General features: G+C 69.2%; 15 protein-coding genes and 1 riboswitch. Of the genes, 11 read left to right on the top strand and 4 right to left on the bottom strand.

Features of this window, described 5'->3' with window-relative positions; translation table 11 throughout:
* Positions 1 to 76: 76 nt before the first annotated feature.
* The gene (locus tag ABGB17_RS37275) at positions 77 to 1,036 is read right to left on the bottom strand and encodes an ABC transporter permease (RefSeq protein WP_347638804.1); all 960 of its coding nucleotides are present in this window, start codon (positions 1,034 to 1,036) and stop codon (positions 77 to 79) included.
* Between the two features lie 433 nt (positions 1,037 to 1,469).
* Between ABGB17_RS37275 and ABGB17_RS37270 the strand changes: the two genes are divergently transcribed.
* From ABGB17_RS37270 to ABGB17_RS37250, 5 genes are all read left to right on the top strand, one after another.
* On the top strand, positions 1,470 to 3,116 hold the full coding sequence (locus tag ABGB17_RS37270; RefSeq protein WP_347638802.1) for an ABC transporter substrate-binding protein: 1,647 nt from the start codon (positions 1,470 to 1,472) through the stop codon (positions 3,114 to 3,116).
* 114 nt (positions 3,117 to 3,230) lie between these two features.
* On the top strand, positions 3,231 to 4,172 hold the full coding sequence (locus ABGB17_RS37265) for an ABC transporter permease (protein WP_347638800.1): 942 nt from the start codon (positions 3,231 to 3,233) through the stop codon (positions 4,170 to 4,172).
* Positions 4,165 to 5,088: an ABC transporter permease gene (locus ABGB17_RS37260; RefSeq protein WP_347638798.1), complete on the top strand. Its 924-nt coding sequence runs from the start codon at positions 4,165 to 4,167 to the stop codon at positions 5,086 to 5,088. The genes ABGB17_RS37265 and ABGB17_RS37260 overlap by 8 nt, the downstream gene beginning before the upstream one ends.
* Positions 5,089 to 5,103: 15 nt before the next feature.
* Positions 5,104 to 6,141, top strand: a complete 1,038-nt coding sequence (locus tag ABGB17_RS37255; protein WP_347638796.1) for an ABC transporter ATP-binding protein — start codon at positions 5,104 to 5,106, stop codon at positions 6,139 to 6,141.
* Positions 6,125 to 7,135: a dipeptide ABC transporter ATP-binding protein gene (locus tag ABGB17_RS37250; RefSeq protein WP_347638794.1), complete on the top strand. Its 1,011-nt coding sequence runs from the start codon at positions 6,125 to 6,127 to the stop codon at positions 7,133 to 7,135. The genes ABGB17_RS37255 and ABGB17_RS37250 overlap by 17 nt, the downstream gene beginning before the upstream one ends.
* Positions 7,136 to 7,248: 113 nt before the next feature.
* Here the strand turns inward: ABGB17_RS37250 and ABGB17_RS37245 are convergent, their stop codons facing one another.
* Positions 7,249 to 8,058, bottom strand: coding sequence for an SAM-dependent chlorinase/fluorinase (locus ABGB17_RS37245; protein ID WP_347638792.1), 810 nt, complete (start codon positions 8,056 to 8,058; stop codon positions 7,249 to 7,251).
* 235 nt (positions 8,059 to 8,293) lie between these two features.
* On the opposite strand from ABGB17_RS37245, the gene ABGB17_RS37240 reads away from it, so the two are divergent.
* Positions 8,294 to 8,644, top strand: a complete 351-nt coding sequence (locus ABGB17_RS37240; RefSeq protein WP_347638790.1) for a DUF3263 domain-containing protein — start codon at positions 8,294 to 8,296, stop codon at positions 8,642 to 8,644.
* Positions 8,645 to 8,845: 201 nt separating this feature from the next.
* Positions 8,846 to 9,658 (top strand): trehalose-phosphatase, encoded by an 813-nt coding sequence (otsB, locus tag ABGB17_RS37235; RefSeq protein WP_347638824.1) that lies wholly within the window; start codon positions 8,846 to 8,848, stop codon positions 9,656 to 9,658.
* Positions 9,659 to 9,664: 6 nt separating this feature from the next.
* Here the strand turns inward: otsB and ABGB17_RS37230 are convergent, their stop codons facing one another.
* Together ABGB17_RS37230 and ABGB17_RS37225 are read right to left on the bottom strand one after the other, a co-directional pair.
* Positions 9,665 to 10,885, bottom strand: a complete 1,221-nt coding sequence (locus tag ABGB17_RS37230) for an MFS transporter (protein ID WP_347638788.1) — start codon at positions 10,883 to 10,885, stop codon at positions 9,665 to 9,667.
* A 121-nt stretch (positions 10,886 to 11,006) separates the two neighbouring features.
* Positions 11,007 to 12,455 carry a trehalose-6-phosphate synthase gene (locus ABGB17_RS37225; protein ID WP_347638786.1) on the bottom strand — a complete coding sequence of 483 codons (1,449 nt, stop codon included), beginning with the start codon at positions 12,453 to 12,455 and terminating at the stop codon, positions 11,007 to 11,009.
* Between the two features lie 163 nt (positions 12,456 to 12,618).
* Here ABGB17_RS37225 and ABGB17_RS37220 point away from each other — a divergent pair, with 163 nt between their 5' ends.
* The 4 genes from ABGB17_RS37220 to ABGB17_RS37205 all read left to right on the top strand — a co-directional run bounded on the left by ABGB17_RS37220 (position 12,619) and on the right by ABGB17_RS37205 (position 15,637).
* Positions 12,619 to 13,182, top strand: coding sequence for an RNA polymerase sigma factor (locus ABGB17_RS37220; protein WP_347638784.1), 564 nt, complete (start codon positions 12,619 to 12,621; stop codon positions 13,180 to 13,182).
* A gap of 139 nt (positions 13,183 to 13,321) precedes the next feature.
* Positions 13,322 to 13,487, top strand: a riboswitch (SAM riboswitch).
* 15 nt (positions 13,488 to 13,502) lie between these two features.
* Positions 13,503 to 14,798 (top strand): threonine synthase, encoded by a 1,296-nt coding sequence (gene thrC / locus ABGB17_RS37215; RefSeq protein ID WP_347638782.1) that lies wholly within the window; start codon positions 13,503 to 13,505, stop codon positions 14,796 to 14,798.
* Between the two features lie 13 nt (positions 14,799 to 14,811).
* Positions 14,812 to 15,087, top strand: coding sequence for a MoaD/ThiS family protein (locus tag ABGB17_RS37210; RefSeq protein ID WP_347638780.1), 276 nt, complete (start codon positions 14,812 to 14,814; stop codon positions 15,085 to 15,087).
* 349 nt (positions 15,088 to 15,436) lie between these two features.
* Positions 15,437 to 15,637, top strand: coding sequence for a cold-shock protein (locus tag ABGB17_RS37205; RefSeq protein WP_114033242.1), 201 nt, complete (start codon positions 15,437 to 15,439; stop codon positions 15,635 to 15,637).
* The last annotated feature ends 538 nt before the right edge of the window (positions 15,638 to 16,175 follow it).

Here is a 16,175-nt window from a genome sequence, read left to right as displayed (position 1 = left end):
CGGCTCCGGCTGCGCGGCGGCGGCCGGAGCGTCCTGCTCCTGTGGTTGGGTCACGCGGGACTGCTCCTTGGTCAGCTCAGCCACGGCCGTACCTCTCCTCGGCCCGCCAGAAGTACCAGAAGCCGCCGATCAGTGCCACCGCGGCCCAGATGCCAGCGTATAGCCACAGCTGCCCCATGCTGGCGTGCGGGAACCCGTTGCGCACCAGGTCGTGCCGGTAACTGCCCATGAGCAGGCCGCGCATCAGGTCGATGAAGACCGAGGGCGGGTTGAACTCCAGCAGGAAGCGGGCCCAGTCGGGCTGGTCCTTCATCTTCGCCGGGATGCTGTAGAACACGCCCGAGGTGTAGAGCCAGGTGCGCAGGATGAACGGCAGCAGTTGGTTCATGTCCCGCACGAAAGCGCCGACCCGGGCCAGCAGCAGGCTCACGCCCACGTTGAAGATCGTTTGGAGGAGCAGCGCGCAGGGGATGAGCAGCCACAGCCAGGTGAGCGGCTCGCCGGTCACCAGCACGATGGCGAACAGCACACCCATCGAGATGGCGAGCTGCTGGAACTCCTGGATGGTGTACGCCAGGGGCAGCGCGGCCCGCGGGAAGTGGAGGGCGCGGATCAGCGAGAGGTTGCCGGAGATCGACTTGGCGCCGCCCGTGATGGACCGCTGGGTGTACGAGAAGACGAACACGCCTGTGATGAGGAACGCGGTGTAGTTGGTCAGGTCCCTGTTCTGCCCGAGGATCAGGCCGAACATGAGGTAGTAGACCCCGGCGTTCAGCAGGGGCGTGAGCACCTGCCAGAGCTGGCCGAGCGCGGAGCTCGAGTACTTCGACACGTTACGCGACGTGGCGTACGTGAGCACGAAGTGGCGCCTGTCCCACAGTTGGCGCAGGTAAACGGGAAGATTGGGGCGCGCGATGGCGCGTCGCAACCCGTGGCGCTCGGCGAGCGCGGACAGTGGTTCCTTCCCGCGTTGGGAGGAGCCGCCCGCCCGGTCGCCCGCCCGGGAGTCCGCGACAGCGGATTCCGGCTGACTCATGGCAAGGACTCTATTGGATAGCGGTGGATGAGATGCCTGCGGCGGCTCTCCCGGGTCCACGTCACACTGCGGCCAGCGTGGAGCGAGCATAGCCGATCACGGCGCCGCAGGTAGTCACCGGTGGTCAGGGCGATGCTCGCGCCGGTCCAGGTGCGAGCACAAGGGGAGCATGTGTACGTTAGGGGGGCGTTTATGCCGTGTTAGGGCTTTATCAATGAGCCTAGTAGCTATGTGTGTGACGCCCGACAGGACCACGTGTGACCGAACTGCAACGTGCCAGAGACTCGCTGGTGAGAAGTAGTGAGGGATGCTCGCGGTCGAATGGCAGGGCGCGACTGAGCGTGTCCGCGATTTCGGGGCCAGATCCCTCGAAAGCGTGAGACATGAGCGGCTCAGTGCTCAACGCCCACCTTAGAGGGAGGATTAATCCACGATGCGTGTGACCAAGGGCGCACAGATCGTCGTCGGCACCGCGCTGCTCGCACTAGCGGTCGCGGCGTGTGGTGGAGGCGGCGGCGACACGTCCGGTGCCGGCTCCAGCGCCGGGGCGGGAGCGGCCGGGGCGGTGCGGGTCGAGATCGCCGAACCCCAGCACGATCTCATTCCGGGCAACACCACGGAGACCAGCGGCGCTGAGGTGCTGAACGCGCTCTTCGTCGGTCTTGTGGACTACGACGCGGACAAGAAGCCCTACAACCGGGTGGCGGAGTCCATCGAGTCCCCCGACTCCAAGACGTGGACGATCAAGCTCAAGAGCTCCTACAAGTGGCACAACGGTGAGCCTGTCGTCGCGCAGAACTTCGTCGACTCCTGGAACTTCACGGCGAACGGCGCCAACGCCCAGGAAGGCAACTACTTCTTCGGGAGCATCGCCGGCTACGACGAGATGAACCCGGGCGAGGGTAAGACCCCGACCGCGACCACCCTCTCGGGCCTGAAGGTCGTGGACGACACCACCTTCACGGTCGAGCTGAAGAACCCGTTCTCCGGCTTCCCGACCATGCTCGGCTACACGGCGTTCTACCCGCTGCCCAAGGCCGCGTTCGAGTCCGAGGGCAAGCTGAAGGCCGACTTCGGCTCCAACCCGGTCGGCAACGGCCCCTTCAAGATGTCGAAGCCGTGGAAGCGCGGCTCGGACCAGACCATCTCGACGGTCCGCAACGACGACTTCAGCGAGGGCAAGGCGAAGATCGACGCCGTCGACTTCAAGATCTACACCGACCTGAACACCGCGTTCAACGACCTGCGCGCCGGCAACCTGGACATCATGGACCAGCTGCCCGCCGAGGCGATCGCGACCGCCAAGCAGGAGTTCGGCGACCGCTACATCGAGCAGCCGTCCTCGGGCATCGGCTACATCGGCTTCCCGATCAAGAACGGCGCCGACTACGCCAAGAACAAGGACGTCCGCAAGGCCATCTCCATGGCGATCGACCGCAAGACGATCACCGAGACGGTCTTCTCCGGCACCCGCGTCCCGGCCGACGACTTCATCAGCCCGGTCGTCTCCGGTTACCGTCAGGGCGCCTGCGGCGAGGCCTGCACCTACGACCCCGCCAAGGCCAAGACCCTGTTCGAGCAGGCCGGCGGCAAGTCGATGGGCGCGATCGAGATCGGCTACAACGCGGACGGCGGCCACAAGGAGTGGATCGAGGCCGTCGCGAACAACCTGCGCACCAACCTCGGTGTCGAGGTGACGCCGAAGCCGGTCGAGAAGTTCGCGACCATCCTCGACGACCTCGGCGCCAAGAAGTGGACCGGTTCGTTCCGCATGGCGTGGATCATGGACTACCCGTCGCCTGAGAACTACCTGCGCCCGATCTTCGGCTCCGGCGCCAGCTCGAACTACTCGGGCTACAGCGACAAGAAGTTCGACGACCTGCTCACCCAGGGCGACTCGGCCAAGACCATCGAGGACGGCATCAAGTTCTACCAGCAGGCGGACGACCTGCTGCTGGAGGAGCTGCCGTACATCCCGGTGTACTTCTACCAGACCAACGGCGCGTACTCGAACCACGTGAAGAACGTGAAGATCGACCCGTTCGAGCGGATCGACTTGTTCAACGTAGAGAAGGCCTAATGTTCACCCACTCCGGGTGATTCGATACATTCGAGTCACCCGGAGTGGGCGACGACCCCATGAGGGCAGCCCAATGTTGCGGCGGGCTGCCCTTTGCAATGATCGGGAGACTGTATGGGCCGCTACGTCATCAGGCGCCTGCTCCAGGCAATCCCTGTGCTGGTGGGCACCACGTTCCTCATCTTCGCCATCGTCTACGCGCTGCCTGGCGACCCCCTGCAGGCACTGGCGGGCGAGAAACGCGTCGACCCCGTGTTCGCCGCGGCGTTGAGGGAACAGTTCCATCTTAATGATCCGCTCATCGTGCGCTACGGATATTACGTGCGCGACATCCTGAGCGGTGACTTCGGCACCACGTTCCGCGGGCTGCCGGTGTCGACCATCTTCGAGGGCAAGTTCGCCGTCACCTTCAAGCTCGCGATGACCGCCCTCATCTTCGAGGCCGTCATCGGCGTCGGCCTCGGCTTCTGGGCGGCGCTGCGCCGCGGCAAGTGGGAGGACAAGGCGATCCTCGCCTGGACGCTCCTGCTGGTGTCGATCCCCACCCTGGTCAGCGGATTCGTGCTCCAGCTCGTACTCGGTGTGAGCCTGAAGAAGGCGCTCGGTTTCGGGATCTTCCCCGTCGCCGGCGTGCAGGACGGGTGGCGCAGCTACCTGCTGCCGGGCTTCGTGCTCGCCACGGTCTCCATCGCGTATCTCACCCGGCTCACCCGCACGAGCCTGATGGAGACGCTGCGTGCCGACTACGTGCGCACCGCCGTCGCCAAGGGCATGCCACGCCGCCGGGTGCTCGGACGGCACGCGCTGCGCAACTCGCTGATCCCCATGGTGACGTATCTCGGCGCCGACCTCGGCACGCTCATGGGCGGCGCGGTCATCACCGAGACGATCTTCAACCTGCCCGGTATCGGCCAGCAGCTCTTCCAGTCCGTCTACCTCCGCGAGAACGACGTGGTGGTCGGCATCGTGACGGTGCTGGTGCTCATCTACATCCTGGCCAACCTCGTCGTCGATCTGCTGTACGCCGTCCTCGACCCCAGGATCCGCTATGAGTAACGACACGATCACCACGGCGCCGCCCGCGCCGGCCGCAAAGCCGTCCGGCAAGAAGGACAAGCCCGCGAGCCTGTGGTCGGACGCGTGGTACGACCTGCGCCGCAACCCGGTGTTCATCATCGGCGCCGGCATGGTGTCGCTGTTCATCGTGATCTCGGCGTTCCCCGGCGTGTTCGACAGCGTCGGCGTGGACCCGCAGACCTGCTCGCTGGCGCGGGCACGGCAGGGGATCACCGGCGATCACTGGTTCGGCAGCGACAACCTCGGCTGCGACGTCTACTCCCGGGTCATCCACGGGGCGCGGGTCTCGATCATCGTGGGCTTCGTCAGCGCGATCGTGACCGGCCTTGTGGGCGGCGCGCTCGGCCTGCTCGCCGGGTTCTACGGCAAGTGGGTGGACGTGATCCTCTCCCGCGTGGCCGAGATCTTCTTCGCGATCCCCTCCATCCTCGGCGCCCTGCTGATCCTCGCGGTCATCGGCCGCGACAACGCCGGCATCGCCAGCGTCGTGCTCGCCCTGTCGATCCTCGCCTGGCCGATGATCCTGCGCATCATGCGCGCCGCGGTCATCACCGCCAAGCACCAGGACTACGTGGTCGCGGCCCGCGCGCTCGGCGCTAGCCCGGGGCGGATCATGATGCGGCACATCCTGCCGAACGCCGTCGCACCGGTGATCGTGGTCTCCACGATCAACCTCGGCGCGTTCATCGCCGCGGAGGCGGCCCTGTCCTTCCTCGGCGTCGGCATCCAGTCGCCGCAGATCTCCTGGGGCCTGATGATCGCGGACGCTCGCAACAGGTTCCTGGAGGCGCCGCTGCCGTTGTTGTTCCCCGCGTTGTTCCTCAGCCTTACCATCCTCAGCGTCGTCATGCTGGGTGACGCGGTACGTGACGCGCTTGACCCGAAGCTGCGGTAGGAGAGGGCACCGAACGTGAGCAACCCGACAATCGATACACATCTCAGTGCCGACGAGACCACGTCCGAGCCGCTGCTCGTGGTGGACAACCTGCACGTGGAGTTCGTCACCCGGCAGGGCCTGGTGCGGGCCGTCAACGGCGTCAGCTACACCGTGGACGCCGGGGAGTCCCTCGCCGTCCTCGGGGAGTCCGGCTCCGGCAAGTCGGTGACCGCCCAGGCGATCATGGGCATCCTCGACATGCCCCCGGCCCGCATCCCGAAGGGCGAGGTGCGCTTCCGCGGCACCGACCTGCTCAAGCTGTCGGACCAGGCGCGCGGCCAGATCCGCGGCCAGCGCATCGCCATGATCTTCCAGGACGCTCTCTCCGCGCTGAACCCGGTGTTCACCGTGGGCTGGCAGATCAGCGAGATGTTCCGCGTGCACCGCGGCATGCCCAAGCGCGAGGCCATGAAGAAGGCCGTCGAGCTGATGGACCGGGTCCGCATCCCGGCCGCCAAGCAGCGGGTGAACGACTACCCGCACCAGTTCTCCGGGGGCATGCGCCAGCGCATCATGATCGCGATGGCGATCGCGCTGGACCCGGAGGTGCTGATCGCCGACGAGCCGACCACCGCCCTCGACGTGACGGTCCAGGCGCAGATCATGGAGCTGCTCGCCGAGCTGCAGCGCGAGAGCAACATGGGCCTGATCCTGATCACCCACGACCTCGGAGTGGTGGCCGACGTCGCGGACAAGATCGCGGTGATGTACGCCGGGCGCATCGTGGAGAAGGCCCCGGTCTACGACCTGTACAAGAACCCCGCGCACCCGTACACCGAAGGCCTGCTTGAGTCGATCCCCCGGGTCGACCTCAAGGGGCGGGAGCTCTACGCGATCAAGGGCCTGCCCCCCAACCTGCTGGACCTGCCGACGGGTTGCGCCTTCCACCCGCGCTGCCCGTACCGCAAGCCGAACTGTGTCACCGACGTGCCCCCCTTGTACGAGATCGACGGGTCGCGCAGCAGCGCGTGTCACTACTACCGGGAGGTCCTCGATGGCAGAGCCGGCTGAGCCGATCCTGCAGGTGCGCGACCTCGTCAAGCACTTCCCGCTGACGCAGGGCATCGTGCTCAAACGCCAGATCGGCGCCATCAAGGCCGTGGACGGCGTCAGCTTCGACCTGCACCGCGGCGAGACGCTCGGCGTGGTGGGCGAGTCGGGCTGCGGCAAGTCCACCCTCGCCAAGCTGCTGATGGCGCTGGAGCGGCCCACCTCGGGCGAGGTGCGCATCAACGGCCGGGACATGACCAAGGCCAACAGCGCCGAGGTCAAGCGCATGCGCCGCAACATCCAGATGGTCATGCAGGACCCCTACACCTCGCTCAACCCCCGCATGACGGTCGGCGACATCGTCGGGGAGCCGTACGAGATCCACTCCGAGGTCGCGCCCAAGGGTGACCGGCGGCGCAAGGTGCAGGAGCTGCTCGAGGTGGTCGGGCTCAACCCCGAGCACATCAACCGCTACCCGCACCAGTTCTCCGGCGGCCAGCGCCAGCGCATCGGCATCGCCCGTGGGCTCGCGCTCCAGCCCGAGATCCTCGTCTGCGACGAGCCGGTGTCGGCGCTGGACGTGTCGATCCAGGCGCAGGTGATGAACCTGCTGGACCGGCTGCAGACGGAGTTCAACCTCGCGTACATCTTCATCGCGCACGACCTGTCGGTGGTCCGCCACATCTCCGACCGGGTCGCGGTGATGTACCTCGGCAAGATCGTCGAACTGGGCAAGGACGACGCGATCTACGAACGGTCCGCCCATCCGTACACCCAGGCGCTGCTGTCGGCGGTGCCGGTGCCGGACCCGGTGGGGCGCGAGCAGCGCGAGCGGATCATCCTGCAGGGCGACCCGCCCTCGCCGGCCGACCCGCCGTCCGGCTGCCGTTTCCGCACGCGGTGCTGGAAGGCACAGGACATCTGCGCCGAGAAGGAGCCGCTGCTGGAGATCAGGGCGGGCAACCATGCGAGCGCCTGTCACTTCGCCGAGGCGCACGACGTCATCCACATCTGACGGCCACATGACGAAACCCTCCGCGGGCCCGGCCCGCGGAGGGTTTCGCGTGACCGGTGTGACGGTACGCGGTGACGGAGCACGGGACAGGGGTGCGGAAGGTCAGGCGGTGATCAGGAGCCCCGGGCCACCCGTACGTGGGCACCTGGCGGCAGGCCGAGCCGTTGCGCGGCGTCGCCGTCGTTGACCGCGAAGGCCACCATGCCCGCCGTGTCGGTGTACGCCACCAGGTTGCCTGGCATCACCGCCGCGTAGGAGTCGCGGAACGGGAGGGTCATCTGCCGCCGCCCCATGGCGATCACCAGCGTGTCGCCCACCTTGATGGCGAGCGCCGCGAGGTCGTCCGCGGTGACCGACAACTGCACGTTGCCGAAGCGGTCCACCGACAGCACCTCGCCCTCCACGGCCCCCTCGCCTAGCCGGGCGGTCGGTGCGGGCAGCGACACCAGGCGTTCCAGGGGAAGCTCGGGCCCGGCGTCGGCGGGCTTGCGCCCGGAGTAGATGTGCGCCGCGACCGGCGCGTACACGTCCCTGCCGAGGAACGTCGGCGACACCTGGCCGAGGAACAACTCCTCGTTGGCCAGCTCGTACGCCGCCCGCGCCCCGCCGGACGCCAGCAGCGCCCACGACAGCAGGCCGTTGTCCGGGCCGATGAACACGCGGTTGCCCGCCGTCTCGACGGCGACGGACCGCCGGGCACCGCCCCCGGAGGGGTCGACCGCGGCGATGTGCACGCCGGCCGGCAGGTAACGCAGGGTCTGCGCCAGGATCGCGGCCCCGCGGCGGATGTCGCCCGAGGGGACCAGGTGGGAGATGTCGATGATCCGTGCCTCGGGGGCGATTCCCATGATCACCCCGTGGCAGGACGCCACGAAGCCGTCGTCCAGGCCGTAGTCGGTGAGAAGAGTGATGGCAGAGGTCACACTTGGGGACTGTACGTCGTGCGAACCTGCGATCATAGGCCGCTGCGGGGGAGGTGCGTCTTCCGAAGTGTCGTGACTGTCATGAACGGCGGCGGTTTCCCGACTACGATTGCCACGGGCCGCACGCGCGCGTCGTGGCTCAGGGTCGCCCGCCCGGCGCGCTCGTCCGCCGGTCCCCCGTTCCGGCCCCGGCGTGCCGTCCGCGTCTCCCGCGTGCCCGACCGAGGAGGTCACCATGGACACCGCCCCCGAGCACGGTGACGGCGATCCCGAGGAACGTCCCGCCCCCCTCGCCGCCGAGGAGCAGGCCCCCGCTCCCTCCGCCGGGCCCGCCGGGGAGCTGACCGACCGCGAGCGCGAGCTGCTGCACTTCGAACGCCAGTGGTGGCGGCACGCGGGCGCCAAGGAGCAGGCGATCCGCGAGACCTTCGACATCTCCGCCACGCGCTACTACCAGTTGCTCGGCCAGTTGATCGCCCGGCCGGAGGCCATGGCGCACGACCCGATGACGGTGAAGCGGCTCCAGCGCCTGCGCGACGCCCGCCGCCGCGAGCGCGCGGCCCGCCGGTTCGGCATGCGGCCGTGACCTCCGCGCCGGCCGTGACCTCCGCGCCGGCCGTGACCTCCGCGCCGGCCGTGACCTCCGCGACGGCCGGGGCCCGCGACGGCCGGCCCGGCGGTGGCCGCCAGGGAGGCGTTGCCCGCGGGGGCATGCGCCCATGACACGAGGGGTAGAGCAGACCGCGTGAATCTTCATGATTTGCCGGACATCCCGGGGTTCGCCGCCATGACCGCCGACCCGGCAGGCGCGGTCATCGGCGTGGACTTCGACGGCACGCTGTCGCCCATCGTCCCCGACCCGGCCGACGCCCGGGTGGATCCCCGGGCCGCCGCCGCGCTGGCCCGCCTCGGCGCCCTGGTGGGCGCCGTGGTCGTCATCACCGGGCGCCCCGCCGCCACCGCGATCGCCTACGGCGAGGTGGCGGGCGGCCCCGGGCTCGCCGACGTGCCCGGCCTCGTGGTCCTCGGGCAGTACGGCGTGGAGCGCTGGCAGGACGGCCGGGTCACCGAGCCGCCGCCCCCCTCCGGCGTGATCCGGGTGCGCGCGGAGCTGCCCTCGCTGATCGCCTCGCTGGGCCTGCCGATCACCCGTGACGGCGACTCCGGCGTGGGCATCGAGGACAAGGGCCGCGCCCTCGCCGTGCACACCCGCCGGGCCGCCGACCCCGAGGGCGCCCTGCGCCTGCTGCGCGAGCCGCTCGCGCGGCTCGCCGACGAGACCGGCCTGACCATCGAGCCGGGACGGCTCGTCATCGAGATCCGGCCCACCGGCACGGACAAGGGCCTCGCCCTGGACGCCTTCCTCGCCGAGCGCCGGGCCCGTTCGGTGCTGTTCGCCGGGGACGACCTCGGGGACCTCGCGGCGTTCGAGGCGGTGCGCCGTTCGGGGTTGCCCGGGGTGGCGGTGTGCAGCGCCTCGGCCGAGGTGACCGCGCTGGCCGCGCTGGCCGACGTGGTGGTGGAGGGGCCCGCCGGGGTGGCGGAGCTGCTGGCGGCACTCGCCGACGCCATCGAGCGCCGCGCGCGGCGGCGCGGGTAGGCCGGGTCAGCCCTGGGCCGCGCCGCCGAGCGCGGGGACGGCCCCCCGGGAGCTGAGCGCGATGCCCGCGAACGCGAGGGCGATGAGCACGGGCACGATGAGGAACGCCGTTCGCGTGCCGGCGCCGTCCGCGAGGGCGCCGAGCGCGAACGGCCCGACCCCCACCGCGACGCTGGCCCAGATGGACGCCATGCCGGCCGCCTGGTCGGGCCGCCCACCGGACGCGGCGATGACGCGGGACAGGCCGAGCGGGAACTGCACCGCCACGCCGAGGCCGCTCAACGCGAGCCCCGCGTAGCCCGCCACCGGGCCGCCGGCCAGCCAGAACACCGCCCAGCCGGCGAGCGTCACCACCAGCGCCCCGGCCAGCAGCGGCGTCGGGTCGTAGCGCAGCGCGAGGCGGCCGGTGGCGAACCTGCCGACCGCGATGCCCGCGGTGAACGCCGTCAGGCCGGTCGCGGCGGCCGCCGCGGTCATGCCGGTCTGGTCGGCGAGCAGCTTGGCCGCCCACACGTTGAACAGGAACTCGGTGGCCACCAGGCAGAACAGCACCGCGCACGCGGCGTGGAACCGCAGGCCGTACGGCGCCCGGGCCGTCTCGGCGGGTGTGCCGGCGTCACGCGGGACGGGCGGCGGGGCCGGGGTGGCGGGCACCCACACGCGGCCCATCAGCAGCAGCAGGAGCACGGTCAGGATCGGGGTGACGAGGATGCCGGCCCGCCAGCCGAGCGGGGACTGGCCGAGCAGGCTGATCAGGTACGTCGTGCCGATGCCCACGGTCACCCCGACCGCGTTGGCCTCGTTGATGGCGGCGGGGCCGGCGGGGCCGTGGTGGTCGCTGAGCACCGACATGCCGACGTACAGGGTGATCGTGCCGCCGCCGCTGGCCAGCGCGTAGCCGAGCAGCGTGCCGGGCAGCGCGGTGGTGACCACGACGAGCACCGCGCCGAGCGACGTGGTGAGCAGGCCGGCCCACGTGGCGACGCGCCTGCCGAACCTGCGGGTCAGCCACGGGATGGCCGTGCCGGTGAGGATGCCGCCCACCGCCATGGCGGTGCCGTGCAGGCCGGCCACCGCCTGGGAGACGCCCTGGTCGAGCCGCAGCAGGGGCAGGGCGGCCGACATGCCGTACAGGTAGGTGGCGAAGATGACGAGCTGGAGGTAGATGAGCCAGGTCGCGCGGTCCCTGGTCAGCCGGGTGCTCCCGGCGGACGTGGACGAGCTCACAGGGCCCCCGGGTGCCTCGAAAAATCGTGCGAACAGCCCCGAACGTATCATCGGGCGCATCCATGCGGAACGGAGGGCGCCGACGGCCACGCGAAGGGCCGGCGCACGTTGACGGCCGCTCTCAGGGGCCGTCCCGGCCGGGTCGGTGGTCCAGGGCGGCGAGCTGGTCGGCGAACCACCGGCTCGGGGGGAGGGCCGTGGCGGCGGCGCGCAGGCGGGCGCCGCGCTTGGCGCGTTCCTCCTCGGGGAGCAGCAGGGCCTCGTGCAGCGCGCCGGCGGTGCCTGACACGTCGTAGGGGTTGACGACGAGCGCGTCCGCGCCGAGCTCCGCGGCGGCGCCCGCCTCCCTGGACAGCACCAGGGCGCAGTGGGGGGACAGGATGGGGCCCTCCTTGGCCACGAGGTTCATGCCGTCCCTGATGGGGTTGACCAGCAGCACGTCGGCCATGCGGTACGCGGCCAGCGAGCGCGCGTAGTCGTCGTCCACGTTGAGGATCAGCGGGTCCCAGTCCTCGCTGCCGAACTCGTCCTCGATCTCGGTGGCGCACCGCTGCACGGCCGCGGTGTACTCGCGGTACTCGGGCAGGTCGTGCCGCGAGGGGTAGGCGAACGCGAGGTGCACCACCTTGCCGTGCCACTCGGGATGGTCGGTGAGGAACTGCCGGTAGGCGTACAGTCCGCGCACGATGTTCTTGGACAGCTCGGTGCGGTCGATGCGCACGATGAGCCGCCGGTCGCCCACCCGCTCGCGCAGCGCGTGCATGTGCGACTCGACGTCCGGCTCCAGCGCCCGCGCCCACAACGCGTCGCCGTCCACCCCGAGCGCGTGCACGCCGACGCGGGTGGTGCGGCTCTCGTACGTCACGGTGCGCTCGGCCCGGTCGACGTGCGCGCCGAGCAGCGTCTCGCAGCAGTCCATGAAGGACGCCGCCCAGCGCCCCGCGAGGAACCCGGCCTGGTCGGCGGCGAGGATGCCGGACAGCAGCTCGGCCGCGATGTCGTCCGGCAGCAGGGAGAAGTACTCCGGCGGTGCCCACGGGGTGTGGGAGAAGTGGCCGATGCGAAGGTCCGGGCGTTCCACGCGGAGCATCGCCGGGACCAGGGTCAGGTGGTAGTCCTGGATCATCACGCGGGCGCCGTGCGCGGCCTCCTCGGCGAGGGCCAGGGCGAACGCCGCGTTGTAGTCGCGGTAGGACTCCCACTCGCGCCGGAAGCGCATGTCGAAGTGCGGGGAGTTCGGGATGTCGTACAGCAGGTGGTTGACGAACCACAACGTCGAGTTGGCCACCGCGTTGTAGGCCCGGTGGAAGGTCGCGGGCGGGATGTCCAGCATGCGCACCGCGCCGGTGTCGTACCCCGCCTGGTCCAGGCGCCCGCTCGGTGCCCGCCGCACGGCGCTGCGGTCGCCGTCGGACAGCGCCGCGCACACCCACAGGACGTCGGACGCCTTGGCGACCTCCTGCAGACCGGAGACCATGCCGCCTCCGCCGCGGCGCATGGTGAGTGTGCCGTCGTCCGCGAGGATGAACGACACGGGACCCCGGTTCGAAGCCAGTAGGACTGTATTCATCCGACCATCACCACTCCTCGTCCGCCGTGTGGCGGTCGTCCCTCGCCGTTCCTCTCCGCTGCGCTGCGCGCGTGGCCACCGGGTCAATAAAATTTACGCCCCCAATAAGATGAGCGGGTGGCCGGGCGCGTACATCACGCGAGTGGCCGGAAGGGGCTCCGGCATGGCGCTTGACGAGACGACAGAAGAGCTGGCCCGTGCCGCCGCCCAAGGTGACCACCGCTCACTCGGAGAGCTTCTCCGCCGCATCGAGCCCGAGGTCCTGCGCCACTGTGCCCGGCTTCTGCCCTACCACCAGGACGCGGAGGAGGCTTGCCAGGATACGTTGCTGGCGGTGGCGCGCAACATCGCGCGCTTCGAGGGCAGGGCACGTTTCTCCACCTGGTTGCACATCGTGACGGCCAACTGCGCACGCACCACCTACCGCGGGCTGAAGCGCCGCGCGGCCGAGCAGTCGTCGGAGGAGCTGCCGCAGACCCGGGCCGATCCGCGGCGGGTCAGCGTGATCGCCGGGTCCCGGCTGGACCTGCTGGACGCGATGGAGGCGCTGGAGGCGGACAAACCGGACCTGGCGCAGGCGTTGGTGTTACGTGACTTCTGTCAGCTCGACTACAGCGAGGTCGCCGAGCAGCTCGGCATCCCCCTCGGCACCGCCAAGTCGCGCATCCACCAGGCGAGGAAGTACGTCCAGGCGGCCCTCGGTGACGCTTACGGCGGGCCGTCCTGACGCTGTGCGGCGACCCCAGACCGACCCCTCTGGCGCGTCTCGTTGATTGAGACGCCTGGTCAGGGGCATCGAGGTCCGAGGTACAGTTCTATAGGTCTGTGCCCGGCTGTGCCGCCGCACAGGCCCACAACTTCATATGTGCTCATCCAGAGGGGTGGAGGGACCGGCCCTGTGAAGCCCCGGCAACCCTCCCGGCTGTGGTCATCCGCGTCTGCCGAACGACGCGTGTCCGACCAGTAGAGACCAGCCGGGACAGGTGCCAATTCCGGCCCGCGGCCACGGTGGCCGCCGGGCGCAGATGAGGGGAAAGGCCTCTTTTCATGGTGCTCGCAACCGCTGAGACAACGACCACCCTCGACTTCGGACCCGCCGTAGCGCTGTCCTGCCGCGAATGCGGCACCCGGTACCCACTCGGCCCGAGCTTCGCCTGTATCGAGTGTTTCGGGCCACTCGAAGTGGCCTACACCTGGACCGCCTCCACCGACGGCCACGCGGCCACGGTGACCCGGCGCGAGATCGAGGCGGGGCCGGCGAACATCTGGCGCTACCGTTCCCTGCTGCCGGTGCCGTCCGACGTCCTGACCAAGCGCAACCTCGCCCCCGGGTGGACCAAGCTCGTCAAGGCCGACAACCTCGCGCGCGAGCTCGGCCTGCGCAGCCTGCACGTCAAGGACGACTCAGGCAACCCCACCCACTCGTTCAAGGACCGGGTCGTGGCGATCGCCCTTGAGGCGGCGCGTACCTTCGGGTTCCACACCCTGTCCTGCTCCTCCACCGGCAACCTCGCGGGCGCGGTCACCGCCGCGGCGGCGCGGGCCGGGCTGGACGCCTGCGTGTTCATCCCGGCGGACCTGGAGGAGGCCAAGATCGTCATGGCCTCGGTGTACGGCGGCAAGCTGGTCGGCATCGAGGGCACCTACGACGACGTCAACCGCTTCTGCTCCGAGCTCATCGGCGACCCGCTCGGAGAGAAGTGGGGGTTCGTCAACGTGAACCTCCGGCCGTTCTACGGCGAGGGTTCCAAGACCCTGGCGTTCGAGATCGCCGAGCAGCTCGGCTGGCGCATCCCCGACCAGATCGTCGTCCCCATCGCCTCCGGCTCCCAGCTCACCAAGATCGACAAGGGCTTCCAGGAGCTGGTCAAGCTCGGCCTCGTCGAGGACAAGCCGTACAAGATCTTCGGCGCGCAGGCCGAGGGGTGCTCGCCGGTGGCGGCGGCGTTCAAGGCCGGCCGCGACGCCGTGCAGCCGGTCAAGCCGGACACCATCGCCAAGTCGCTCGCCATCGGCAACCCGGCCGACGGGCCGTACGTGCTCGACATCGCCCGCCGGACCGGGGGGGCCGTGGAGGACGTCACCGACGCCGAGATCGTGGACGCCATCCGCCTGCTCGCCCGCACCGAGGGCATCTTCGCCGAGACGGCGGGCGGCGTGACCGTCGGAGTGCTGCGCAAGCTCACCGAGAACGGCGTGCTGGACCCCGACGCGGAGACGGTGGTGCTCAACACCGGCGACGGCCTGAAGACCCTGGACGCGGTGTCCGCGCACGCCAGGCCGACCGCTGTCATCCGGCCGTCTCTCAACGCATTCCGTACGGCTGTCGCGGACAACTCCTGAAAGGTCATGGTAAATGAGCGTTTCTGTACGGATTCCGACGATTCTCCGTACCTACACCGATGGTGCGTCGGAGGTGAACGGTGAAGGGGCGACCCTTCGCGAGGTGTTGCAGAAGCTGGACGCCGACTTCCCCGGAATCGGGGCTCGCATTCTGGACGAAACGGGCAAGATCCGTCGTTTTGTCAACGTGTATGTCGGAGAAGAGGACGTCCGTTTCGCGGACGGTCTGGACACCGTGACGCCTGAGGGCGCACACATCTCGGTTATCCCCGCTGTGGCCGGAGGCTGACTCTCCGCGACGTTCCCACGCCCGTGCGTCCAGGGGACGCACGGGCGTTCGCGTGTCTTGGGCCCCCCATCAGCCCGGCTATCATAAAAGAAGTCGATACGGGCCCGGTCCCCTTCCCGCCCTGTAGTGCAATTGTCAACCAACTAAAGTCCGGCAAAAAAGAGTCGCGTCCAGCCGACAGCGAACGTCAAGGCGTAGTTTGCTGATTGACTCTGTTGCGCCAACCCTCGTCACAGGTATGGTCGATAACGATCGACGTAGCCGAGAGTTCGCATGTACTCGGCTCCGAAGGTCACGGACCCCGCGGAGGAGTGGGCGGGGTCCGGAGCCCAGCAAGAGGAGTCGGAAAGTGGCGCAGGGCACCGTCAAATGGTTTAACGCGGACAAGGGCTACGGCTTCATCGCGGTAGACGGTGGTAAGGACGTTTTTGTCCACTACTCAGCGATCCTGGCCGAGGGATACCGGTCGCTCGAACAGGGCCAGCGAGTGGAGTTCGAGATCACACAGGGCCAGAAGGGCCCGCAGGCGGAGTCGGTGCGCACGGTGTGACGCCGGGCCGGCACCGTCCGGTCGCCGAAGAGACCGCCGGACCCTCGTCCGGCGGGTGTGGGGGTTCGGCCCGCCTACCGATGACGGGCCGAACCTTCCGTCATGTCACGGGCGTCCCTTGTGTCCGGAGCGGGACGCACCCGATATTCCGCATACGGTCAGGGAAATCCATGGGCCGCCCAGGTCATAGGGGTTGCCGCTTGCACTCGGCAGGGTAGAGTGCTAAACAGTTCGTTGGCACTCTCACGTCGGGAGTGACAACCTGGATCGAGGCGATGGGGCTTGCCGATCCACGGCGACAGGTGTCGTGGTAACGCGGGTCTACGCCGTCGCGGGCGTCGGCTCGATCCGCTGCACGCCACCCTGTATCTGGGAGGTCTAGCCGTATGGCAGCCAAGATGATCGCGTTCAATGAGGACGCCCGGCGCGGTCTTGAGCGTGGCATGAATCAGCTCGCTGACGCCGTGAAGGTGACCTTGGGGCCCAAGGGCCGTAACGTCGTGCTGGAGAAGAAGTGGGGCGCGCCCACGATCACCAA

Origin of the sequence: Sphaerisporangium sp. B11E5, from assembly GCF_039871875.1 — a bacterium.
In the GTDB taxonomy this organism is placed as follows: domain Bacteria; phylum Actinomycetota; class Actinomycetes; order Streptosporangiales; family Streptosporangiaceae; genus Sphaerisporangium.
Note: the sequence above shows the minus strand (reverse complement) of the source record. Positions and strands in the feature narration are given on the sequence as shown.

What these genes read in the sequence shown, in the direction of transcription:
- ABGB17_RS37270 (WP_347638802.1), top strand. Translation starts at nt 1,470, where the DNA reads ATGCGTGTGACCAAGGGCGCACAGATCGTCGTCGGCACCGCGCTGCTC.
- ABGB17_RS37265 (WP_347638800.1), top strand. Translation starts at nt 3,231, where the DNA reads ATGGGCCGCTACGTCATCAGGCGCCTGCTCCAGGCAATCCCTGTGCTG.
- thrC (WP_347638782.1), top strand. Translation starts at nt 13,503, where the DNA reads ATGGTGCTCGCAACCGCTGAGACAACGACCACCCTCGACTTCGGACCC.
- ABGB17_RS37250 (WP_347638794.1), top strand. Translation starts at nt 6,125, where the DNA reads ATGGCAGAGCCGGCTGAGCCGATCCTGCAGGTGCGCGACCTCGTCAAG.
- ABGB17_RS37220 (WP_347638784.1), top strand. Translation starts at nt 12,619, where the DNA reads ATGGCGCTTGACGAGACGACAGAAGAGCTGGCCCGTGCCGCCGCCCAA.
- ABGB17_RS37275 (WP_347638804.1), bottom strand. Translation starts at nt 1,036, where the DNA reads ATGAGTCAGCCGGAATCCGCTGTCGCGGACTCCCGGGCGGGCGACCGG.
- ABGB17_RS37210 (WP_347638780.1), top strand. Translation starts at nt 14,812, where the DNA reads ATGAGCGTTTCTGTACGGATTCCGACGATTCTCCGTACCTACACCGAT.
- ABGB17_RS37260 (WP_347638798.1), top strand. Translation starts at nt 4,165, where the DNA reads ATGAGTAACGACACGATCACCACGGCGCCGCCCGCGCCGGCCGCAAAG.
- ABGB17_RS37240 (WP_347638790.1), top strand. Translation starts at nt 8,294, where the DNA reads ATGGACACCGCCCCCGAGCACGGTGACGGCGATCCCGAGGAACGTCCC.
- ABGB17_RS37225 (WP_347638786.1), bottom strand. Translation starts at nt 12,455, where the DNA reads ATGAATACAGTCCTACTGGCTTCGAACCGGGGTCCCGTGTCGTTCATC.
- otsB (WP_347638824.1), top strand. Translation starts at nt 8,846, where the DNA reads ATGACCGCCGACCCGGCAGGCGCGGTCATCGGCGTGGACTTCGACGGC.